17 protein-coding genes are annotated in these 21,697 nt (G+C 60.9%); 7 read left to right on the top strand and 10 right to left on the bottom strand.

The features are described from left to right. The first annotated feature begins 3 nt into the window (after positions 1-3). The gene (locus J2S67_RS00420) at positions 4-762 is read left to right on the top strand and encodes a DUF6318 family protein (protein WP_310245249.1); all 759 of its coding nucleotides are present in this window, start codon (positions 4-6) and stop codon (positions 760-762) included. Between the two features lie 112 nt (positions 763-874). Here J2S67_RS00420 and J2S67_RS00425 read toward each other — a convergent pair whose 3' ends face one another. Beyond that, on the bottom strand, positions 875-1,690 hold the full coding sequence (locus tag J2S67_RS00425) for an ABC transporter permease (protein WP_310245251.1): 816 nt from the start codon (positions 1,688-1,690) through the stop codon (positions 875-877). After that, positions 1,683-2,750: an ABC transporter ATP-binding protein gene (locus J2S67_RS00430; protein WP_310245253.1), complete on the bottom strand. Its 1,068-nt coding sequence runs from the start codon at positions 2,748-2,750 to the stop codon at positions 1,683-1,685. The genes J2S67_RS00425 and J2S67_RS00430 overlap by 8 nt, the downstream gene beginning before the upstream one ends. Positions 2,751-2,904: 154 nt before the next feature. Here J2S67_RS00430 and J2S67_RS00435 point away from each other — a divergent pair, with 154 nt between their 5' ends. Next, positions 2,905-3,684: a TetR/AcrR family transcriptional regulator gene (locus tag J2S67_RS00435; protein WP_310245255.1), complete on the top strand. Its 780-nt coding sequence runs from the start codon at positions 2,905-2,907 to the stop codon at positions 3,682-3,684. On the opposite strand, the gene J2S67_RS00440 is transcribed toward J2S67_RS00435, so the two are convergent. The 5 genes from J2S67_RS00440 to J2S67_RS00460 all read right to left on the bottom strand — a co-directional run bounded on the left by J2S67_RS00440 (position 3,681) and on the right by J2S67_RS00460 (position 10,413). Then, on the bottom strand, positions 3,681-4,934 hold the full coding sequence (locus J2S67_RS00440; RefSeq protein ID WP_310245257.1) for a Fic family protein: 1,254 nt from the start codon (positions 4,932-4,934) through the stop codon (positions 3,681-3,683). The genes J2S67_RS00435 and J2S67_RS00440 overlap by 4 nt on opposite strands. Positions 4,935-5,155: 221 nt before the next feature. Beyond that, entirely contained in the window at positions 5,156-5,911 is a 756-nt protein-coding gene (locus J2S67_RS00445) for an SDR family NAD(P)-dependent oxidoreductase (protein WP_310245259.1), read from the bottom strand. Continuing rightward, the gene (locus J2S67_RS00450; RefSeq protein ID WP_310245261.1) at positions 5,908-6,726 is read right to left on the bottom strand and encodes an SDR family NAD(P)-dependent oxidoreductase; all 819 of its coding nucleotides are present in this window, start codon (positions 6,724-6,726) and stop codon (positions 5,908-5,910) included. Before J2S67_RS00450 ends, J2S67_RS00445 begins: the two co-directional genes overlap by 4 nt. A gap of 76 nt (positions 6,727-6,802) precedes the next feature. Then, entirely contained in the window at positions 6,803-8,185 is a 1,383-nt protein-coding gene (locus J2S67_RS00455; RefSeq protein WP_310245263.1) for a dihydrolipoamide acetyltransferase family protein, read from the bottom strand. A 14-nt stretch (positions 8,186-8,199) separates the two neighbouring features. Continuing rightward, entirely contained in the window at positions 8,200-10,413 is a 2,214-nt protein-coding gene (locus tag J2S67_RS00460) for an alpha-ketoacid dehydrogenase subunit alpha/beta (protein ID WP_310245265.1), read from the bottom strand. A gap of 336 nt (positions 10,414-10,749) precedes the next feature. Here J2S67_RS00460 and J2S67_RS00465 point away from each other — a divergent pair, with 336 nt between their 5' ends. Both J2S67_RS00465 and J2S67_RS00470 read left to right on the top strand, forming a co-directional pair. Continuing rightward, positions 10,750-11,403: a GntR family transcriptional regulator gene (locus J2S67_RS00465; protein ID WP_239445878.1), complete on the top strand. Its 654-nt coding sequence runs from the start codon at positions 10,750-10,752 to the stop codon at positions 11,401-11,403. A gap of 83 nt (positions 11,404-11,486) precedes the next feature. Next, complete coding sequence (locus J2S67_RS00470) at positions 11,487-12,032, top strand: VOC family protein (RefSeq protein ID WP_239445879.1); 546 nt, start codon at positions 11,487-11,489, stop codon at positions 12,030-12,032. Positions 12,033-12,224: 192 nt separating this feature from the next. Here J2S67_RS00470 and J2S67_RS00475 read toward each other — a convergent pair whose 3' ends face one another. The 3 genes from J2S67_RS00475 to J2S67_RS00485 form a co-directional block, all read right to left on the bottom strand. Next, entirely contained in the window at positions 12,225-12,626 is a 402-nt protein-coding gene (locus J2S67_RS00475) for a nuclear transport factor 2 family protein (protein WP_310245267.1), read from the bottom strand. A 522-nt stretch (positions 12,627-13,148) separates the two neighbouring features. Continuing rightward, the gene (locus J2S67_RS00480) at positions 13,149-14,483 is read right to left on the bottom strand and encodes a GntP family permease (protein WP_310245268.1); all 1,335 of its coding nucleotides are present in this window, start codon (positions 14,481-14,483) and stop codon (positions 13,149-13,151) included. Positions 14,484-14,805: 322 nt separating this feature from the next. Further along, on the bottom strand, positions 14,806-15,471 hold the full coding sequence (locus J2S67_RS00485) for an NAD(P)H-binding protein (protein WP_310245270.1): 666 nt from the start codon (positions 15,469-15,471) through the stop codon (positions 14,806-14,808). Between the two features lie 203 nt (positions 15,472-15,674). On the opposite strand from J2S67_RS00485, the gene J2S67_RS00490 reads away from it, so the two are divergent. From J2S67_RS00490 to J2S67_RS00500, 3 genes are read left to right on the top strand one after another with little or no spacing between them, the layout of a single operon-like run. Next, positions 15,675-17,228 (top strand): type I restriction-modification system subunit M, encoded by a 1,554-nt coding sequence (locus tag J2S67_RS00490; RefSeq protein ID WP_377650295.1) that lies wholly within the window; start codon positions 15,675-15,677, stop codon positions 17,226-17,228. After that, on the top strand, positions 17,225-18,484 hold the full coding sequence (locus J2S67_RS00495) for a restriction endonuclease subunit S (protein ID WP_310245274.1): 1,260 nt from the start codon (positions 17,225-17,227) through the stop codon (positions 18,482-18,484). The genes J2S67_RS00490 and J2S67_RS00495 overlap by 4 nt, the downstream gene beginning before the upstream one ends. A gap of 50 nt (positions 18,485-18,534) precedes the next feature. Next, positions 18,535-21,687, top strand: coding sequence for a type I restriction endonuclease subunit R (locus J2S67_RS00500; RefSeq protein ID WP_310245276.1), 3,153 nt, complete (start codon positions 18,535-18,537; stop codon positions 21,685-21,687). Positions 21,688-21,697: the final 10 nt, after the last annotated feature.

Genomic DNA, 21,697 nt, shown 5'->3' on the forward strand with positions numbered 1-21,697 from the left:
CGTATGCGTCGCACCACAGCTGCTCTCACCGTCCTGCTCTTAAGCGTTGGCTTGGCCAGTTGCTCCCAGGATCAGGGCCAGAACGATGGGCAACAACAGGGGCAGAATCTGAGCGAACGGCTGATGCCGCAGCAGTCGCAAGACCAACAGCAGTCGCAACAGCCGGGGCAACAATCGGCACCGAGCCAGCAGGCGCCTGCACCGAGCCCTTCCGAGCAGCAGAATCAGCCAGGTGCTGGCGGCCTGAAACCTGACCTTTCGGAGCCGACACCGCCATCGGGCCCTTATGAAAAAGCTACGGTTCAGCATCCCGCGCGGAATGTGCCGATCCCTCAATTGGACCCGAACATTAATAACGATAAAGCCGGGGTCAAGGAGGTCGTGAGGTACTTCATGGCTTCCCAGGAGTACATCCGGCAGACCGGTAACGCGAGGCCGCTAACTCAAGTGGCGCCGACGAGCTGCGCGGGATGCTGGGTGTATGCCAGCAGTGCGAACTATCTGACCTATTCGAAGGGCAGCTGGTATGTCGGTAAGGGCATCGAATATAAGGAAAGGACGTTACAGGTAAAGCCGCACCCCGACCGGCCGGGCCAGGTTGTCGCGACGTTCGATTTCTTTGAGAACGAGGTCACCCTCGTTGAGAACGGCAAACCGCAAGTGGTGGCGAGCCCGAACACGTTCCGCTCCACCATGGTCCTGGAATACGACTTTTCTCTGGACAAATGGATTATTCGCGAGCTGGAGAACAGGCCGCGGTGACGCGTGTGCTGAGTTGTCGTAGCAGGTCACAGGGGGCAAACGGAGCTACCCGTCAAGAGCTGATCGCAGCCAGCATCATCGCCCGCCCCGTCACTTCCTGCGCATCGCCCCGTTACTTCCTGCGCGTCAGGGCGAGTAGTGTCAGCCCGAGGCCCGCCACGGTCCAGGCCGCCAGCACCAGCAGAGCCTGTCCCTCGACGGAGTAGGTGTCGGAGACCAGACCGGCGCGGATCACGTCCCCGGCGGGCATGACCGGCAGTAGCTCATGCACTCGGGCGTACCAGTCGGGCAGCCGTTCCGCAGGGAAGGTCACCGGGGAGAACATGAGTACGAAGAACACCATCACCTGGCTGACGACCTGCGCCAGCATCGCCGGCAGGGTCACAGCAATCGCGTAACCCACAGCGGTGGCCATCACGGTCACCAGGAGCACTCCGGTAATCAGCAACGGCCAGTCCAAGGAGAACTCCACATCGAACCGCCACCATGCTGCCAGTCCGGCGACCACCACGCTGGGCAGGGCCATAAGCACCCAGAGGGTGAGGTCGGCTAAGAACAGCACCGGCCGCGGTACCGGCTGGGCACGCAGATACGTCAGGGTTCCGTTGGCGCGGGCGGCGGCCACGCCTTGCGGCACGATCACCAGCCCCAGGGTGAGCAACAGCACGGTCGGAGTGCCGGTGGACAGGAAAGTGATGGAGGCCGTGTCACCCTCGTTGAGCAGGAACCCGAAGCCGACGACGATGCCGCCCGCCAGCAGCACCTGGATTACGGCGATCAGCGGGACCATCGGCCCCAGCTGGGCCAGTTGCCATCGCAGGAGGGTGAGGTAAGCGGTCAGCGCCCCCGCCGATCGGGGCATGGCGACGGTGGTTCGCGGCGCGGCGTTGGTGGCGCGGGGCGTTGCGGTGGCGGTGGATTCAGGCAAGGGTCTCCTCCTTCGGTGCGGTGAGTGCGAGGTAGGCGTCCTCGAGGCTGGCCGGGCCAAGGGTGTAGTCCTCGATGACCCCGGCGGCACGTTGACCGGTAGACCAGGCGACGGCCTCGCCTGCCCGGCTCGCGGGCAGGGTGAGTATTACGCGGCGGCCGACGACGACGCTGCCCCGCACCTCGAGCTGTTCCGGAAGGTGCAGCCCCAGTGCCTCTCGGTGGGGTTCCTCCCTGCGGCGCTCCTCCTGGCGGGGCTCAGCGGCCGCGTCTGTGGGGGCGGGTTCAGGTTCGCCGGGCAGGCGGAGGGTGAGCCGTAGTGTGTCGTTGGAGCGGCCGGCACCCTCCGCATCGGCCTCAGCTTTTTCGCCGAGTGCCCGGGCCCGCAGCTGGGCGGGGCTTCCGGAGGCCACCACGCGGCCACGGTCCAAGACGGTGAGTTCATCCACCACGGACTCGGCCTCGTTGACGTTGTGGGTGACCACCAAGACGGCGGTTCCGTCGTCGTCGGCGCGGCGCCGTAGCGCGGACCAGAGCAGGCGACGGCGTGCCGCATCCACATCATTCGTGGGTTCATCCAGCACCAGTAGAGGCACTGGAGCGGCCAGGGCCATGGCCAGGGTGGTGAGTCGGCGCACGCCACCGGAGAGGCCGCCACCTTCGGGGCGGGCGGCGCGGTCAGCCCAAGGGCCGAGGTCTAGCTCATCGAGTAGGCGTGCGGAAGCGGCGCGGGAGTCCCGGGCTGACAAGCCGCGTAGCCGGGCGGCCAAGGTGATGGCCAGGCGCGGGGTGAGGCCGTCGAGAGAAGCGGTGGACTGGGTCTGCAAGGCCACCGCGCGGCGGGCCAACGCGGGGCGGCGAGTGGCGTCTATGCCGGCCACATGCAGGGAGCCGGAGTCCGGGCGGAGCAGTCCGACGATCTGAGAGACGAGCGTAGTTTTGCCTGCCCCGTTGTGGCCGAGAAGGCCGGATAGCTGACCGGCTCTGACTTGTAGGGAGACGGAATCGTTGGCGGTGACGTTGCCGAACCGTCGGGTGAGCTGGTGGATGTCTAGGATCATTGTTCTCTCCCGGGCGCCCAAGGTAATTGACATACCCAAGGTATTTCAGATGCCGACGGTATGTCAATGGTGGGTAAAGCTAGCTTGCGGCGGGTAGGGGACGGCGACTCCGTTGGGCTCTGGCGCGGCGATCCGGCCGGATATCATGGGTTTTATGACGGACCTGCCCGCTCCTCTCTCCCGCCAGGACATGCAGCGCATGACCCGCGAGCGCCTGGTGTTTACAGCGCGCGCCGCGTTCGCCCGCGAGGGCTACCACGGGGCGCGGCTGGATCGAATCGCGAAAGAGGCGGGGTTCTCCAAGGGTGCGGTGTACTCCAACTTCGCCAACAAGGCTCAGCTGTTCCTAGCCGTGCTGGATGCCAACATCGACGCCTCGCTGACTGACCCGGTGGGTGAAGAACCGCCGCTGACGGCGTTCAGCGAGAATGCTGAGGCGAGCGAGGAAGCCGCCGGGATGACGCCGGAGGAGAAACAGCAAGCGGTGCGCGGGATGGGCCTGGCCACCCTGGAGTTCGTGGCGTATGCGGCGCGGGACCCGGAGCTGGCTGCGCAGTGTGCAGTGCGGATTGACCGGGCGGTGGGGTTTTATGCGCAAGCGGCTGAGGACCTTGGGCTCGAGGTGGAGGGGCTGAGTGCTCAGGAGCTCGGCGGATTGTTCATGGCGCTAGACAATGGGGCCGCTTTGTTGACGCTGGCCGGTTCCACGCAGTTGTCTGACGAGGCGGTCGACCGCGGCATAGCCCTCTTGGCCGGGGCTCCTTGGACTAAGCAGACAGCGGGAGCTGAGGGCGTGGGGCCTGGGGGTGCCGATGAGCCGGATGCTAGCACGCGAACCGGGGACGAGGCACTCAGTGCCGAGACGCGCGAGACCCTGCGCGAGGCTATGGCTCAGCGGCTGCGCCGGGCGATGCCGAAACCGACCGCCGACTAGCCGGAAGCTAGTAACTCGAAAATGTCGTTGCAGACGAAACCGCGTTTGCCCTTGCCGACGCTGCGCCGCTCTAGGATGCCGGCCTCAGCGAGGTATTCAAGGGCGTTGTGTGCCGAGGTGCCGCTGGTTCCGGTTAGCTGAGCTGCCACATCGACAGTCAAAGCGGGCAACTTCGGCAGAACATCAAGCATCTTCCATACAGTTGAGTCGCTACGCGGAATACGCATGCCGGTCCGCTCAGCGTAGTCGGTGATCATGGCGTGGGCGTCGCGTTCAAACTCGTCGAGCTCATCCCTGAGATCAGAGGCAAGATCCACAGCGTCATTGGCGGCAGCGATGAACGTCCGCAGCCACGCGTTGATGCCTTCGCTGATGCTGAGCTCGCGGACCGGTTCAGCATCTGATGCGAGCTCAGCGCTGTGCGGGATGCCACGGAACGCCATGAGCCCGGCAATGTATTCATCGGAACGCGTCAGGAGCACCTCGCTGATCGGCAGGACGGAGCCTTCTGTGAGACCGCCACGGACAAGCACGGTGTGGATGAGTGCACGGCCGATGCGCCCAGTACCGTCAGCGAAAGGGTGCAGAGTTTCGAACTGCGCATGAACCAGCCCGGCCTGGATCAGGGACCCCACGGCGGCGCCGTTCATGAACTCCACCAGGCCCTCAACCGCGGGAACTAGCGCGTCTTCGCTGGGCGGAATGAACTCGGCTTGGCCCGGGTGGAACTCGCTCTCGCCAACCCAGTTTTGTCTGTCACGAATGCCTGAGGCGCCCAAGTGGGGTAGCAGTTCTGTCTGTAGCGCTTCGATGTCGGCCCACGTGACATTTTCGGCTGTCCCGAGACGTTCAACGGCGCTGGTGAGAGCCGCGATGTTAGCGGCGACTTCTGCCGCTACCGATGGATGCCCCGCGTCGGGGGCGCCCTTCGTCCCGCGTTCTAGTTGTTTGAGCTCTTCAAACACGATGTTCTTCGGGTTAGAACGCAGTCCCTCTATGTACGAGCTTGAGACTGCTTCGCTGCGCAGAAGGTGGCGGGACACGGCTTCGAGTTTGCCTGCGGCGTCGTGAAACTTCAGGTTTCGGATGCGACGTTCCACGCGACCGGCTTCGGCTGCTATTGCCGGGTCGATGCGCCACTCCGGTGTGGTGAGTGAGGACGGCTGATACGCCCAGTAGGTTCCGTACCAACGGTCGCGTGGGCGCCGTGCATTGTCAGAGGGAGTCCATTCCTTAGCTGTCCACGACATAACCACTAGCCTTCCAGCAAGCGGGGTTTCTCTCAAGGATAATGCTTATCCTTGGACGTTGGCTTCGTGGAGCTAAGGATAACCGGGAAGCTTGCGTCCGTTCCCTGTACTGAAAACCAAAGCGACGGTGGCACATACGTAATCTCGCATGCGCCACCGTCGTTGTCAGCTGTGCTCCTTGCTGGCTAGGCGTGAGCCGGCCAGGTGTGTGCGACTGTGCGTTAGCCGGCCATGTGGAGGCCGCCGTTGATGTGGATGACGTCGCCGGTCACGAAAGACGCGGCATCGGAGGTCAAGAACAGCACAACGGACGCGACTTCTTCCGGCTCACCGAACCGCCCCATCGGCGTCGAATTGAGCAGCGCTTCGCCCTTCTCGGCAACGAGGCTCTTGGTCATGGACGTGGCGATGATGCCCGGAGCAACCGCGTTCACGCGGATACCGCGCGGGCCAAGCTCCCAGGCGAGGCTACGGCTGAACGAGACGAGCGCGCCCTTCGTCGCCGCGTAGTGCGCGTGGTTCTTGCTTCCACGAGCACCGGCCATGGAACCGAAGTTGACGATCGAACCGCCATCGTGGATTTCCGGCTCGAGGTCGCGGGTCAGCGCGAACACGGCATCAAGGTTGATGCTCATAGCGCGCCGCCATTCCTCGTCTGGCATACCCGCAACCGGGTGCTCCGGGTAGATGCCCGCCGCCAGAACCAGGTGGTGCACACCGCCGCGTTCCTTCACCGCGGAAACCACCTGGGCGCGGGACTCAGCATCGGAAAGGTCCGCCGCGACAGTGGTCACGGAACCCGGCCCCGAAAGCTCGGAAGCAAGCTGGTCCAACGGTTCCGGACGCAAATCAACAAGGACCAAGTCAGCGCCCGATGCGGAATACAGGCGAGCGCACTCCGCACCAATGCCGCCAGTTGCGCCCGTGATCAGAACCGTGTTGCCGGCGAAAGCATCGCAAGCGAAAACCTGGCTCATGCGTCTGCCTCCTTAGGCATGTTCGTTGGCCACGTGTACCAGTCGCCGGCGATCGTCATACCGCCGTCGACAACCAGGGTGTGGCCGGTGATGAACGATGCGGCAGGGCTTGTGAGGAACACGATCGGCGCCGCGATCTCCTCGGGCTCCGCCCAACGGTCCAGCGGGATGCGGGACCGGACTGGTTCGATATCCAGCAGGCCTTCGTCCGTGAGCTTCTTGTTGAACGGGGTGAGCGTGTAGCCGGGGGCGACCGCGTTGACGCGGATCCCGTCACCAGCCCACTCAACGGCCAGGGACTTGATGAAGCCGATCACGCCGTGCTTCACAGTGTTGTAGCTGGCACGCTTCGGCATGCCCTGAACACCCGCAACCGACGAGATCGCGACGATCGAGCCCTTGGACTCGGCAAGAAGCGAGTGCGCGGCCCGGCACGAACGCATCATGCCAGACAGGTGAACGTCCAGCAGCGGCTCCCACTGCTCGTCCGTCATCTCCGCGGTCGCAACTGGCTTTGCGTTACCTGCGGAGGTCACCAGCGCATCCAAGCGGCCTTCAACCTCACGGATCGAAGCGAACGCCGTATCGACGGCTTCACGGTTGGTGACGTCGGCGATGATCCCGCGGGCATCCTCACCGAAGCTTTCAACAGCCTTATCCAGCTGCTCTTCGTTGATGTCCATCAGGACCACACGGCCACCGTTAGCCACCCATTTCTGGGCGACGGCGTAGCCGATTCCGGATGCGCCGCCGGTGATGGCGGCCGTAGGTTTTTGTGTTTCTGTGTTCTGTGTTTCCAGGGTGTCTGTTTCCATGGTCTATCTCGATTCTGCGATTGACTCGGACGGTTGTTGCGCACGATGACCGCGGGCGGCCGGCTCTGTTGGCGCGTCAGACGATCAGGGACAGCGGGTTTTCGAGGTGGTTTTTCACCTTGTTGAGGAACCGCGCGGCGACTGCGCCGTCGAGGACGCGGTGGTCGGCGGACATGGTGATGGTCATCATCGTGGCCACCGTGAGTTCGCCGTCGCGGACAACAGGCTGCTGTTCAGCCGCGCCGACCGCGAGGATGCCTGCGTGTGGCGGGTTAATGATCGCGGAGAACTCCCGCGTACCGAACATCCCGAGGTTGCTCACCGAGAACGAGCCGCCCTCAAGTTCGTGCTGACGGATCTTCCCTTCAGCCGCCCGGGTCTTGTAGTCGGCCGCGGCGGCGCTGACGGAGCCCAAAGTCCGCGAACCAACATCCGTGATGACTGGCGTGAGCAGGCCCTTCTCGGTTGCGATGGCAACCGCGACGTCGGCGGTCTTGTGGCGGCGGATCGTGCCGTCATGCCACGTGGAGTTCGCATCCGGCATCTCCGCGAGAGCGCGGCCGAGGGCCAGCAGAATGAAGTCGTTGACCGTGATCTTGCCTTCGGAATCCGCGCGGGCGGCGTTGACTTCCTTGCGGAACGCGAGCAGCTTGTCCACCTGGACGTCACCGGTAAGGTAGAAGTGCGGGATCTCGTTGACCGACTGCGTGAGGCGGCGCGCAATGGCCTTACGCATAGGCGATGCGGCCTCCTCGGTCCAGTTGTTTACCTGAGCGGCGCCCTCTTGTGTAGCGCTCTCTCCTGCAACGGCGCCCGATGCGGTTGCCGGCTGGGTTCCCGACGCGCCAGTTCCGCTGCCGCTGGATGCCTGTGCGGCACCGTGCGCTGCGTCAGCTGGCGCCGCTGCGGCGGCTGATTCGACATCGCGGCGGGTGATCCGGCCGGACGGGCCGGAGCCCTCGATGCCGTTGAGGTCAAGTCCCTTTTCCTTAGCCAAACGGCGGGCAAGCGGGGAAGCGAAAAGCCGCTCCCCGGAGCCCTGCTGGCCAGAAGCTTGCTTGGCAACGGCCGTCTCAGCGTCGTCTGCCTGCTCAGCCGGTGCAGCATCGTCAGCGGAATCAGCGCCACCAGCCTCCGCAGCGCCAGCACCAGACGCAGCATCATCAGACCCAACCCCTGCTTTCGCAAGAGCGGCCTCGACCGCGCCGTCGTCGTCGTCGCCGGCCTGAGAGAGCACCGCGATCGGCGCTCCGACCTCAACGACTGCGCCCGGCTCGATGAGCAGGCGCGCCACGGTCCCGGTGTCCTCCGCGTTGAGTTCCACGGTGGCTTTTTCGGTTTCGATATCGGCGATGTGCTGACCTGAAGTTACCTCGTCGCCAACGGAGATAGCCCAGCTGGCGAGGCCCGCATCTTCTGCGTCGGCGACAATCGCCGGCATGGTGATTACATATGCCATCGGTGTACTTCCAATCAGTTGAGGCCCAGGCCGCGGGCTACTTCGTCGAAACCAGCGGCAACATCGTTCGCGTCGGCGTTCGCGGCGGCTTCGAGCACCTTAGAAATGGACGGGCTGGCTTCCTGGCCGGTGACCCGCTGAACAGGCTGGTCGAGGTAGTCGAACAGCCGCCGCTGGATTTCGTCCGCGAGCCACCCACCGTAGGAGGTGCCTTGCGACCCCTGCTCGACGATGAGGACGCTGTTGGTCTTCTTGACCGACTTTTCGATGGTGTCCCAGTCGATGCTTGCGCGGTCGAGCCAGCGCAGGTCGATGACTTCCGCATCGAGGTCGTCACGCGAATCAGCGACAGACAAGCACACCCCAACCATGTTGAGGTAGGACAACACCGTGACGTCCTTGCCTTCGCGGCGCACGGCTGCCGTACCGAGCGGGAGGCGGTAGTTCGGATCGACGTCCGGGATGTCTTCCTTCTGCCCGTAGAGGTCCACATGCTCGAGGACAAGCACCGGATCCTCAAGGTCAAGTGCGGTGTTCATGAGGCCGATGTAGTCAGCCGCGGTCGACGGCGCGACGACGCGCCAGCCCGGGTTGGTCGCGAAGACGCCGGCAGGATCCATTGAGTGCTGCGAACCGTACCCGGCACCCATCGCGACCTTCGAGCGGAGCACCACCGGCATCGCCGACTGGCCCCCGAACATGTGGCGGGCCTTGCCGATCTGGTTGAACACCTGGTCAGCGGCAACCCACATGAAGTCGGAGTACATGAACTCGACGATCGGCTTGTAGCGGGTGGTCATCGACAACCCGCCAGCAAGCCCAGTGAAGGCGTTTTCGCTGATCGGCGTGCCCAGAACACGGTCCGGGAACTGGTCGGAAAGCCCCTTGGTTGCGCCGTTGGTTCCGCCCTTGAGGCGGTGCACGTCCTCACCGAGGACCACGACGCCCGGATCTTCTTCCATGCGGTAACGGATCGTGTCTGCGATCGCGTCAACGAAGCGCTCGGAACGCGTAGGCGCGCTCGCGTCAGGCTTCTCGGGGCCGGTCACGACCTCGTGGAGCTTGGCGTCGGAACGGATGTGGTCGTCCACCCCGGCGGTGTCTGGCCAGAGTCTCGGGATGACGCGGCGCTTGTCGCGCTTGGACTCCGGGTCCTTTTCGACGAGGCGGTCCAGGACTTCGTCGATCGAGGCCTTGATGCGCTGTTCGAGGTCGCGGTCCTGTTCTTCCGTGATGAGTCCGCGGCGGATCATTTCGCGGGCCACGCGCGTGATGGGGTCGCGTTCGCGCCACTTGGTTTCTTCGTCCTTGGTGCGGTAACCGAATGCGGAGCCTGGGAATGGCCCGTTCTGGTGGAAGAACCGGTAGGTTTCAGCCTCGATGAGGGTTGGGCCGTTGCCTGCACGCATGTGCTGAACGGCCTTCTGCTGCGCGAGGTACACGGCGAGTGGATCCATGCCGTCCACCTGGAAGGAACGGATGCCGAACCCTGGGCCGCGTGCCGCGAGGTTGTGTTCGCCGGTGACGTCCTCAATGAAGGTAGAGACGGCGTAGAGGTTGTTCTCGAGGAAGAAACACTGCGGCAGCTTCCATGCCGCGGCGAGGTTGAAGGTTTCAAGCGTGGAGCCGATGTTGGAGGCGCCGTCGCCGAAGTACGTGACGGTTGCGCCCATGTCCTCAGACCCTTGTACCTTGGCATCTTGGCGTTGTGCCCACGCGTTGCCCGCGGCCAGTGGAACGCCGCCGCCGACGATGGCGTTGGTGCCGAGCGCTCCTGCCTCTAGCCACTGCAGGTGCATCGAGCCGCCGCGTCCGCCGCTAAAGCCAGCGGCGAGGCCGAAGATCTCAGACAAGGTGCGGTGAATGAACTCGACGAGGTCGTCGCCCTTGATGCCATCAACCACGGTCATGCCCTCGGGGCGGAGATAGGAAAGCCCCTTAGCGAGGAACTGGTGGTGGCCGCGGTGCGTGCCGTTCACGCCATCGGTTGGACGCAAGGCCAGCACGGAACCGACAGCGGCACCTTCCTGCCCGATGCTGGAGTGGGCCGGGCCGTGAACGAGGCCTTCACCTGCGGCGGCGAGGACGGCTTCTTCGAAGGCGCGGACAGCGCGCATCTGCACGAGCATGGTCTCCAGAAGCTCGGGGCTTGCGGCATCCCAGTCTTCTTGCGTTGTTTTCAGGACTTTGGCGTCAGTGCTGACGCTCACATCGCTCAGTTCTGGCATGAGCTCTCCTTAAGGTTCTGCAGGTGGCGGTTGTGACTAAGGCTACATCCGAATGGATCCAATCACAATATGGTTGAGGCTGGTTGGCTCGGTTGCAGCGCGGTGTGCGATGGAGCGTTTGTGGCTGCCCTTCGTCAAGTAGACATCCGTCTAGAGGGGCATCATTTAGCGGTTATCAGCTGTTTTGTCAGCTGGTGATCTATGTTCGCGAGGTAAAGTGAGGGTCGAATTCGGTGCAAGGCGGCGGAAGTCTGTGTTTTAACTGTTTGGATCCAAGATGGGTGCTGGCTAAGATTTCAGATAGAGAATCGCACTGGTTTCGCATAAAGGTAGGCAATGGCGAGTCGAGAAACACAGTCTGCAAGCGAGCGGATCGCAGCAGAGTTGAGAGCAAGGATCCTTAAGGGAGACCTTCTTCCGGGGGAGAGGATTCGCCAGGAGGCCATCGCCGAGGAGTTCGGAGTGAGCCGCCTACCGATCCGCGAGGCCCTCCGCATTCTTGAATCCGGTGGACTGATTCGCCTTGTGGCTTCCACGGGTGCGTGGGTTGCATCCATGAGTCCGGCGGAGCTTGAGGAAAGCTATCGGATCCGCGAACGCCTTGAACCGCTTCTCTTAGGGCTCGCGGTCCCGTTTCATAACGCGGAGTCGCTGAGCGAGATTGAGAAAGTCGCCGAGGCCGTTGAGCAGGCTGAAACCGTCGAGGAGTTCGTGGACCTTGACCGGAAGTTCCACCTGAAGACCTTCGAAGGTCCGCCGGTAGACACCCTGCGATCCATGGTGGTGCGCTTGTGGAACACGACTCAGCACTATCGCCGTGCCTTCGTTGAGCTGCAGTGGGATAAAGGTCTGGAAGAGACGTTCATTGAGCACCGGCTGCTGTTATCAGCCATCGCCCGAGGCGACGTCGATGCAGCTGAAGACTTGATGGCGATGCACATCCGCAAAACCCGCCTCGCGTTGGCGGATACGCCTGGCATTTTTCAGTGACGCTGTTTTCGGTAACGCCTTTTCGAAAGCTCTGTTTTCAGCAGCGCCCGCCTGCCCTGCATCTAAGTATGAAAGGAATGACTGTGCCTAGCTCTGAACCCACTCGAGGAATCCCTGGACTGCGGGGCACGGACCACATCGGGTTCACGGTCCCTGACATCGACGAGGCACACGATTTCCTGACCCGCATCTTGGGGTGCGAGTACGTGTACTCGCTGGGCCCGTACCCGGCTAATCCGGAGTTGATGCAGACAAATCTCAACGTGCATCCGGATGCGGTCATGAAGCAGATCCGTTTCTACCGTTGCTTCACGGGAGCTAATTTCGAGGTGTTCCACTACGAAGCGCCTGACCAGGTGCAGACTATGCCTAAGAATAGCGACATCGGTGGCCACCACATCGCGCTCTATGTGGATGACCTCGATGCCGCGGTGGAGTGGCTTCGCTCCAACGGCGTGAAAGTTCAGGGCGAGCCGGTAGCTAGTTCGGCGGCGAGTGAAGGCCAGCGGTGGGTGTATTTCCAGGCGCCGTGGGGCATGCAGTTCGAGCTGGTGAGCTTCCCGAACGGCAAGGCATATGAACGCGAAGCCGATGTGAAGCTGTGGAATACCCGCTTCCCGTCAGAGTAAAAAGCGGCTGGCCCGCGTAGCAACTGGCTAGAGAAACAGCGCGGAAGCTAACTGACGTGATAACCACGTGGGGCGGCGTCTGATCTTAGCTTTCAGGTTCATCTGAATGCATAAAACTGCTCCCCACTAGTCGGTAACTGATTTCTCAGTCCAACTAATGGGGAGCAGTTCATCACAGCCCGGCACTGTTTCTCACGCCTGACCCCAGAAACGGTCTTCTGCCGGCCCGTCCGAAGAGAACAGTCGCACCTGCGTGATCCGACCCTCGGAGACGGTGAGTAGGTCGAGGCCGGCTTGGTCCAACGTCTCGCCGTCGCGGCGGCCCGTGAAGCGCACCGGGGCGGCGACGACGTCGCCGTTCGTCATCAGGGGACCGGCCGGGGCTACCGCGAAGGTACCTTGGCTGACCTCCATCATCCCGCCGATCAGGGCGCCGACGGCTTCCGGACCGCGGTGCAAGCCGGAGAACCGGTTCTGGCCAGGTTGGTGCCATTCGACCTTCGGATCCAGGGCGGCCATCGCCTGCTCAACGTTACCGTCTGCGAGATTCTGGAAGTAGCTGCCGACGACTTCGGCGGGGGTGGGGGTGTCCATGCTCATCACTCCTACAGTGGTTGGTGACGCGACGTTTCCGTCACTTTTACACTGGTGTGCGTATAGCCTCTTGTCAAGGTCCGATTTCATAGAGGATCTTCTTCTTGGTGTTCTAAGCCGCAACCAGCGTTGACCGATGCTGGTTGATCCACTCATCGTGGGCTTCGACAGTGTGCGCAGGCTCCAGGTCCTGGGACTGTCTCCCAGGACCTGGCAGCGCTGATTACTGCCGCGCCGGATCCTCGATCCCAAGATCGAACACCCTTGATCATCGGACAAGATCTCCTCGGCGCGATCCATCAACGGGTCAAGTTCAACCTCGGTATGCTGAGCCCACATGCTTGAGCACCGGCAGTTTCCCATGACGCTTTTCCACGACCTGGACCGCAGTCGCCCTTGAGGTAGCCCGGACCTTCCTCGCGGATACCACCTGATCGGTATCTCAAAACCACCGTTCTGGAATACAAAACCCCAGGTCACAGCCCCACGGGCCCGAAATTAAACTCATGTCGCTAAGTTAGGTCAGGCTATGCCGAGGCCCAGGTAGAGGATGATGCCGAGAACCGCGCCGATCGATGTGATGACGATGTTGGTCACGAAGAAGTAGCCGTACGATTCGCGGTGCGTCAGCTGGGTGACAGTGATCGCGGTGATGTAGCCGCCACTGTATGGCATCGAGTCAAGGCCCGCTGCGGACATCGCGAGGACGCGGTGCATTGCGTCCAGCGAGATGCCGTCCGCCTTGGCGAGTTCGACGTATTCAGGGCCGAGCGCATCGGAGAACACCTGCAGGCCGCCGGATGCGGAACCGGTTGCGGCGGAGATGGTTGCCACGGCGATTGCGCCGGAGATCATTGGGTTCATATCGAGGCTCATGGCCCATTCGACAACGGAATTGAAGCCGCTGGACATCGCGACGACGCCGCCGAAACCGACCACGACCGCGGTGTTCATCAGGGCGATGAGGCTGTCCTGCCCACTGTTGTTGAACCGTTCCAGCATCCCGTCTTTGAGTTTAGGGAAGTGCAGGATGATGGTGATCAGCACACCCGCCGCCAGTGCGATGTTGACGGCGAAGACGGTTTCAAGGATCGGGTTGAGCGTGAAGATGAGGCCGATGACCACCACGATCGGGATGACCGAGCGGAAGAAACCCGGAACACCGGTGCGGTCGGAGATGTCGATGCGGCTCATGTCATCGCGGGAGCCTGGCACGAAGCCGATGCCTTTTGCGGCGAGGCGCTTCTGGGAGAAGCGCAGCCACAGCATGCCGAGCATGAACATCACGATCGAGCAGATGATGCCCATGACCGGAGCCGCGTAGGAGGTGGTACCGAAGATTCTCGCGGGGATCAGGTTCTGGATGGCCGGGGTGCCGGGCATCGAGACCATGGTGAAGCTGGCGCAGCCGAGGAAGAGCGCGGCGGGGAAGAGGCGCTTGGGGATGTCTTCCTCTTTGAACAGGACAAGCGCGATCGGGTAGATCGAGAAGACGGTCACGAACAAGTTGACGCCGCCGTAGGAGAGGATCGCCGCAACGAGGACCACCACCAGCAGTGCCTTGTGCTTGAGCGGAATCCGGAGGACCTGGAGGGCGATGGATTTCGCGGCGAGGCTACGGCTGAGCAGTTCTCCGAACAGGGTTCCGAGGAAGAACAGCACGATGTAGTTGGCGACGTAGTTCGCGGTTGTTTGGCCGAAACCTTGAACGAGTGCGTCGGAGACGTTCATCCCGTTGAAGAGGATGACGACAAGCGAGGCGGCGAGGGTCGCGGGGACCATGCCGAGGCCGCGGAACGCTAGAAGGATCATCGTTCCGAGCCCGGCGAGGATGCCTAAGAGGCCGAGGAGGGTCATGATTCGCTCACAATCATTCGAATGATGGGGCGGCTGCTAGCGGGATGCGGCCGCTTCATTAATCACCCGCGCGATGTGGGTGACATCACAGGAATATTCCCACGATTGGATCCAAAAGGCAATGCGTGTGGGTGTTCCATTGAGAGTTCTAGGCTTATGTGGCCGAAAATGGATCCCTTTGGATCCAGTGCAGGCGATGCTGATGGCTTGGTGAAGCCATTGCACCTACCCGTTAACAGCAACGGTGCCGAGCGCCGTCACCTAGGTGATCGGCGCTCGGCACCGCTGTCGCGAACCGGAGCTGTTACGAACCGGAACTAGCTCACAGGCTCGTTACTGGGTCTTGCCCGTCCATGAACGCAATGAACCGGTCCTCTGGAAGCTGGTCTGCATCAGCCAGGTGAGCCAGTACCTGCGCGACCAGTTCCCGGCTGGTCTCCGTGTTCTCCGGTACACCGCTGTTGGGATCGAAACGCTGCATACCGGCGGGTGCATCCTCATCTGTGAGGAGGCCCGGGCCAACGATCGCGTAGTCCAGGCTCGTGCCCTGAAGGTGTTCATCGGTGGCACGCTTAGCCAGCACGTAGTGGTGGAAGGAGTCTTTTTCGTCGATGGGGTGCACGAACGAGGTCGCGAAGCTCACCATGAGGTAGCGCGGCTTGGCGGCGGCGCGGGTGGCCGCATCGATCGATGCGATCGCGGCGTCGCGGTCGATCGCGTAGGTCTGGTCGACACCGTTTCGGCCGCCGTTGCCTGCCGCCCAGATGACGACGTCTTTGCCGCGTAGCAGTTCATCCCACGCGGCGTCGTCGAAGTCGAGCATCTCGGCAATGCGAGGCCGCGCGCCGAGGGCTACGATGTCCGCCTCGTACTCGGGCTTCCGGATGAGGGCCTCGACGTTGTGGCCGGCTTTGGTCAGCAACGGCAGAGTGCGCAGGGCAACTCGTCCGTGGCCGCCAATGACAAGGACATTCTTAGATGTACTCATGCCAACAACCGTACGCGTGGGGTCTGGAGCGGAGACCCGGTTGCAAGTCACCACTTCGTATCCCCGCCATCGCCCACCTCACCCTCGCGTCCCACCACCGCGCGCCCCACCACGTCGGCCGCCGCACGCTGGCATATCCTGTCAGAAAGCGTTCTTTTGGCTTCCATTCGCGTGCCTGAATGTGAGGGGTTGTTGTGGGTTCTTTGTCGCGTGAGGTTCAGCGGGATCGTTTGCATCGGACTATTTGGGAGGTAGCGAACGAGCTCCGCGGTTCGGTGGATGGCTGGGATTTCAAGAGTTATGTGCTCGGGATGCTGTTCTACCGTTTTATTTCGGAGAATCTCGCGACCTTCATCGAAAAGAACGAGGGCGAAGGGTTCAGCTACGCGGACCTGACGGATGAGCAGGCTGAACCGATCCGCGGCATGATGGTGGATGAGAAGGGGTTCTTCATCCTCCCCTCGCAGCTGTTCGTCAACGTACGCAAGCGGGCGGCGCAGGATGAGAACCTAAACGAGACCCTGGAGAAAGTCTTCCAAAGCATCGAAGGTTCCTCGGTGGGGCATGCGAGCGAGGACGACCTCAAGGGCCTGTTCGATGATCTTGATGTGAACTCGACCCGCCTGGGCAACACGGTGGAGCGCCGCAACGAGAAGCTGCGCAAGCTGCTTAACGCGATCGGCAACCTGGACATGGGCGAGCAGCACGATGAGGGCATCGACATGTTCGGTGACGCTTACGAGTTCCTCATGCAGATGTACGCTTCCCAGGCCGGTAAGTCTGGTGGCGAGTACTACACGCCGCAGGAGGTCAGCGAGCTGTTGGCGCGCCTGACGGTGATCGGTAAGGACAGCGTGCAGCGCGTGTATGACCCTGCGGTCGGTTCCGGCTCGCTGCTTCTTAAGTTCGCGAAAGTCCTGGGCCCGAATGGTGTGCGGCAGGGCTATTACGGTCAGGAGATCAACCTGACTACCTATAACTTGGCGCGCATCAACATGTTTTTGCATGACGTGAACTATGACAAGTTCAATATCGCGCACGGGGACACGCTGATTGATCCGCAGCACTGGGATGATCAGCCGTTTGATGCGATTGTCTCTAACCCGCCGTATTCCACGCGGTGGGAGGGTAAGAATAATCCGTTGCTGATTAACGATGTGCGGTTCGCTCCGGCTGGTGTGTTGGCGCCGGTGACGAAGGCGGATCTCGCGTTCACGATGCATGTGCTTTCGTGGCTTGCGGTCGATGGTACGGCTGCGTTGGTTCAGTTCCCTGGGGTCTTGTATCGCGGGGGCACGGAGCAGAAGATCCGTAAATACTTGGTGGATAACAATTATGTCGATGCGGTGATTCAGTTGCCGGAGGACATGTTCTTTGGCACCACGATTGCTGTTTGTGTGCTCGTGTTGAAGAAGTCCAAGAAGGATAACGACGTGTTGTTTATTGACGCGTCGAAGGACTTCGTGCGGCAGGGTAAACACAATGTGATGGCGCCCTCGCACCGCGACAAGATCGTTGAGATGGTCGCGGAGCGCAGCGAGGAACAGTATGTTTCCAAGCGGGCGAGCGCTGAGGAGATCGCGGCGAACGACTACAACCTCTCCGTAAGTTCTTATGTGGAGATGGAAGACACCCGCGAAAAGATTGATATTGGCGCGTTGAACGCCGAGATCGCGGAGATTGTCGAGCGCCAGGCTGCGTTGCGGACCAGCATCGACGCAATCGTTGCCGAACTCGAAGCAGGTGCAACCAAGTGAACCGCATCGAGAAACTGATCCAAGAACTCTGCCCCAACGGGGTTGAGTTTGTCGCTTTAGACTCGATTGCAGCAATCCGATCAGGTATTGCGTTCCCAAAGCGTAAGCAAGGAAAACTGGAGGGGAAGTACCCTTTCTTCAAAGTTTCCGATATGAACCTTCCAACTAACCGCCGGTATATGGCCGAGGGTACGAATTACATCGAGCATTCTGACCTGGATGAGTTGCGGGCGTCTCTTGTTCCCGCAAACTCGATTATTTTTCCAAAAATTGGGGCGGCCGTTGGTACCAATAAGAAGCGGATGACAGTTGACGCGAGCCTAGTGGACAACAATGTGATGGCCCTTGTCCCTGGTGAACGGGTATCTGCCGGCTTTCTTTACCACTTTTTTACGACCATTAATTTAATGCAATTCGCCAACCAGCATGGGGCAGTTCCCTCTATTCGGAAAACTGTGATTGGCCAGTTGTTGGTCCCGGTTCCGCCGATTGAGGTGCAGCGGGAGATCGTTAAGATTCTTGATCTTTTTACTGAGCTCGAGGCTGAGCTGGAAACAGAGCTCAAAGCTGAGCTCGAGGCTCGCCGGAAGCAGTACGAGCACTACCGCGACCAGCTACTCACCTTCCCTGAAAATGGGGGGGTGACCTGGGTTGAGCTTGGTTCCCTTGGGAAATGGTATGGAGGAAGCACACCTAGTAAGAGCGAGAAGAAATACTGGGCCCAAGGAACAATTCCATGGGTCTCACCCAAGGACATGGGCGTTTCGCATATAGACAGAACAATTGATTTTGTCACTATGGACGCGATGAACTCAGCACGGGCGCGGCTCATTCCTGCCGGAGCCATCCTGGTCGTCACACGTTCCAGTATCTTGGCGAAACGGTTCCCCGTTGCAATCGCAGCTAATGAAGTGACCATCAACCAGGACCTCAAAGCTCTTGTACCCCAGGGGAATGTTGACGCTCGGTATGTTTTTCATGCGCTAAACGCATACGGGCGCCAGATCCTTTTGAAAGCCACCAAGCATGGCGGTTCCGTCAACTCAATCGAGTGGAAGCGTTTTGCTCGGTTCAAGATTCCAGTTCCGAATGTGTCGGAGCAGAAAAAGATTGCGGCCCACCTCGACAAGTTTGATGCGCTCGTGAACGACCTGTCGTCTGGCTTGCCGGCCGAGATCGAGGCTCGGCGGAAACAGTATGAGTACTATCGAGACAAACTCTTGACATTCAAAGAACTGCAACCCGAAGCGGCATAAACCCGCTTCCACTTCGGTTCGCGTAACGGCAGGGTAGGGAAATGGCAGGCATGGAGAAATCCGCAGTCGAGGAACTGGGCCGCGGCACAATCGCGCCCATCGCGGTCAGTGATGAAGCGACCGTCGTCGCCACCTACGAAGCCGACACCAGCACATCGGATGCCTACCAGTCCGAAGCGCAACTCGAAGACGCGTTCATCGCGCAACTCCAGGCGCAAGCCTACGAATACGCCGATATCCGCGACGAAACCGCCCTCGTCGCGAACCTGCGCACCCAACTCGAAGCGCTCAACAACATCCAATTCACCGACGCCGAATGGAAAACGTTCTTCGACACCTCCATTGCCAGCGCCAACGAAGGTCCCAAAGAGAAAACTGAACGCCTCCACAAGGACAACACCCAACTCCTACGCCGCGAAGACGGAACCACCAAAAACATCCGGCTCATCGACAAAACTCACATCCACAACAACAAACTCCAAGTCATCAACCAGTACGCCGTCGACGCTGGAACCACACCCGGCGCCGCGACCCACTCCAACCGGTACGACGTCACCATCCTCGTCAACGGGCTGCCGCTCATCCACATCGAACTCAAACGCCGCGGCGTCAACCTCCGCGAAGCGTTCAACCAAATAGCCCGCTACCAAAACCAATCACTCTGGGCAGGCCACGGCCTCTTCGACTACGTACAAGTGTTCGTGATCTCCAACGGAACATTCAGCAAGTACTACTCCAACACCACCCGGCCCAAGAAAACCGACAACACCAAACGCAACGTCAAGTCCTGGGCATTCACCTGCTGGTGGGCAGACAGCCACAACAAAGTCATCCCAGACCTCCACGGCTTCACCCGCACCTTCTTCGCCAAACACACCATCCTCAACATCCTCACCAAATACTGCGTACTCCGCGAAGACGGCACCCTCTTGGTAATGCGGCCCTACCAAATCGCCGCCATCGAACGCATCCTCCAACGCATCGACGTAGCCGCCAACAACAAAATGCTCGGCACCACCCAAGCCGGCGGCTACATCTGGCACACCACCGGCTCCGGCAAGACACTCACCAGCTTCAAAACAGCGCAACTCGCCACCGCCCTCCCAAGCGAGCCCAAAGTGCTGTTCGTTGTAGACCGTAAAGACCTCGACTACCAAACCATGCGGGAATACGACAGCTTCGAAAGAGGTGCCGCGAACTCCAACACCTCCACCAAAGTCCTCACCCAACAAATGGGGGATCCCAGCGCGCGCATCATCATTACCACCATCCAAAAACTCTCCAACTTCGTTGCCGCGAACGCGAAACACCCGATCTACAACGAACACACGGTGATCATCTTCGACGAATGCCACCGATCCCAATTCGGTGAAATGCACAACGCGATCACCAAGAAATTCAAGAAATACAACATCTTCGGGTTCACCGGGACCCCGATCTTTCGTGACAACGCCGGGAAATCCTACGGCGCACGCGACGGCCGCGTAGTGCTCCGCACCACCGAAGAAACCTTCGGAGAACAACTCCACACCTACACAATCGTCGACGCGATCGAAGACAAAAACGTCCTCCCCTTCAAACTCGCGTACAACAGTGTGCTGGCGCGTGCAGGAGGGGTAATGGCCGAAGGTGCGACGCGTGGTCAAGAAGAAGCCGCGTTCATGGCTCCCGAACGTATCAGCGCCGTCACCAGCTACATCCTCAAACACTTCGACCAACACACCCGTCGCGTCACCGAAGCCGGCGAAAGCACCACCTCCTACCTGCACACCGTCACCACTAACACCGCAGACGTTGCCCGCAGAAGGGGTAGTGCGGGCGAGGCGATCACAACCACGCGGCGCGTCACCGGCTTCAACGCGATGATGGCCGTGCAATCCGTGGAAGCCGCCAAGTTTTACTACAACGAATTCAAAGCCCAGCAGGCCGAGCTGCCGGAGCAGCAACGTCTCAAAGTCGCCACGATCTTCAGCTACGGGGCCAACGAAGACCCCGAAGCCGGAATCCTCGCAGAAGAAGGGTTCGACACCGGCAGGCTCAGCGGTGAGAACCGCGAATTCCTCGACGCGGCCATCGCCGACTACAACAAGAGCTTCGGCACCAACTTCGACGCCAACGGCGAGAACTTCCAGAACTACTACCGCGACCTCTCCATGCGGGTCAAAAACCGCGAAGTAGACCTGCTGCTGGTCGTGAACATGTTCCTCACCGGCTTCGACGCGCCAACCCTGAACACGCTCTACGTAGACAAGAACCTGAAATACCACGGGCTGATCCAGGCGTTTTCACGCACCAACCGCATCCTCAACACCGTCAAACGGTACGGGAACATCGTGTGCTTCCGCGACCTCCAAGAGAACACAGAAGACGCCCTCGCCCTGTTCGGGAACGCTGACGCACAAGGCATCGCCCTGCTTGAGCCATATGAACACTACCTGGACCAGTACCGGCTCAAAGTCGCAGAGATGCTGGCCTTCCATGCCCCCGGCACCGGGATGCCTGCGAGCGAAAGCGAACAGCGGCACTTCGCCGAAGTCTTCGGCGAGATCCTGAAGCTACGGAACCTGTTGGCCGGGTTCGATGAGTTCCCTGACGATGACGACCTCACTCCGCGCGAGATTCAAGACCTGCAGAGCGTCTACCTCGCGGTGCGGGATGAGATGCGGGCGGATGCCGACGCGAACGAGCCGCAGCCGGAACAGCTTGAACTCGTATTCGAGATCGAGCTGCTACGGCAAGTGGAAGTCAACGTCGACTACATCCTCATGCTGGTTGAGAAGTTCCGCGAACCAATGCTGAAATCCCAGGTTCCTGACTACCAGTACAAAGAGCAGGTGCTGCAAGCGGTTGACTCCAGCCCGACCCTACGCGATAAACGCGACCTGTTCATGGACTTCATCGAACTCGTCAACACCGACGCGAGCGTAGCCGAACAGTGGGTCGCATTCATCAACCAGCGCCGCGAACAAGAACTCGACACACTCATCGAAGAAGAACGACTCCGCGAGCCAGCCGCGCGGGACTTCATGGAAAGCGCCTTCGACGCCGGGGAAGTCCCCCGCATCGGAACCGACATCGGGGACGTACTGCCGCCCGTGAGCTTCTTCAGCAACACCGCCGATGGCGAGAGCCGCGCCGAAATCAAAGAACGCGTGCTCAACAAGATGAGCGAGTTCCTGGAACGCTACGAACCGCTCGGGTGAGAAAAGAATC

Origin of the sequence: Pseudoglutamicibacter albus (assembly GCF_031458175.1) — a bacterium.
GTDB lineage: Bacteria > Actinomycetota > Actinomycetes > Actinomycetales > Micrococcaceae > Pseudoglutamicibacter > Pseudoglutamicibacter albus.

What these genes read in the sequence shown, in the direction of transcription:
- J2S67_RS00420 (WP_310245249.1), top strand. Translation starts at nt 4, where the DNA reads ATGCGTCGCACCACAGCTGCTCTCACCGTCCTGCTCTTAAGCGTTGGC.
- J2S67_RS00430 (WP_310245253.1), bottom strand. Translation starts at nt 2,750, where the DNA reads ATGATCCTAGACATCCACCAGCTCACCCGACGGTTCGGCAACGTCACC.
- J2S67_RS00435 (WP_310245255.1), top strand. Translation starts at nt 2,905, where the DNA reads ATGACGGACCTGCCCGCTCCTCTCTCCCGCCAGGACATGCAGCGCATG.
- J2S67_RS00440 (WP_310245257.1), bottom strand. Translation starts at nt 4,934, where the DNA reads ATGTCGTGGACAGCTAAGGAATGGACTCCCTCTGACAATGCACGGCGC.
- J2S67_RS00445 (WP_310245259.1), bottom strand. Translation starts at nt 5,911, where the DNA reads ATGAGCCAGGTTTTCGCTTGCGATGCTTTCGCCGGCAACACGGTTCTG.
- J2S67_RS00450 (WP_310245261.1), bottom strand. Translation starts at nt 6,726, where the DNA reads ATGGAAACAGACACCCTGGAAACACAGAACACAGAAACACAAAAACCT.
- J2S67_RS00455 (WP_310245263.1), bottom strand. Translation starts at nt 8,185, where the DNA reads ATGGCATATGTAATCACCATGCCGGCGATTGTCGCCGACGCAGAAGAT.
- J2S67_RS00460 (WP_310245265.1), bottom strand. Translation starts at nt 10,413, where the DNA reads ATGCCAGAACTGAGCGATGTGAGCGTCAGCACTGACGCCAAAGTCCTG.
- J2S67_RS00465 (WP_239445878.1), top strand. Translation starts at nt 10,750, where the DNA reads ATGGCGAGTCGAGAAACACAGTCTGCAAGCGAGCGGATCGCAGCAGAG.
- J2S67_RS00475 (WP_310245267.1), bottom strand. Translation starts at nt 12,626, where the DNA reads ATGGACACCCCCACCCCCGCCGAAGTCGTCGGCAGCTACTTCCAGAAT.
- J2S67_RS00480 (WP_310245268.1), bottom strand. Translation starts at nt 14,483, where the DNA reads ATGACCCTCCTCGGCCTCTTAGGCATCCTCGCCGGGCTCGGAACGATG.
- J2S67_RS00485 (WP_310245270.1), bottom strand. Translation starts at nt 15,471, where the DNA reads ATGAGTACATCTAAGAATGTCCTTGTCATTGGCGGCCACGGACGAGTT.
- J2S67_RS00500 (WP_310245276.1), top strand. Translation starts at nt 18,535, where the DNA reads ATGGAGAAATCCGCAGTCGAGGAACTGGGCCGCGGCACAATCGCGCCC.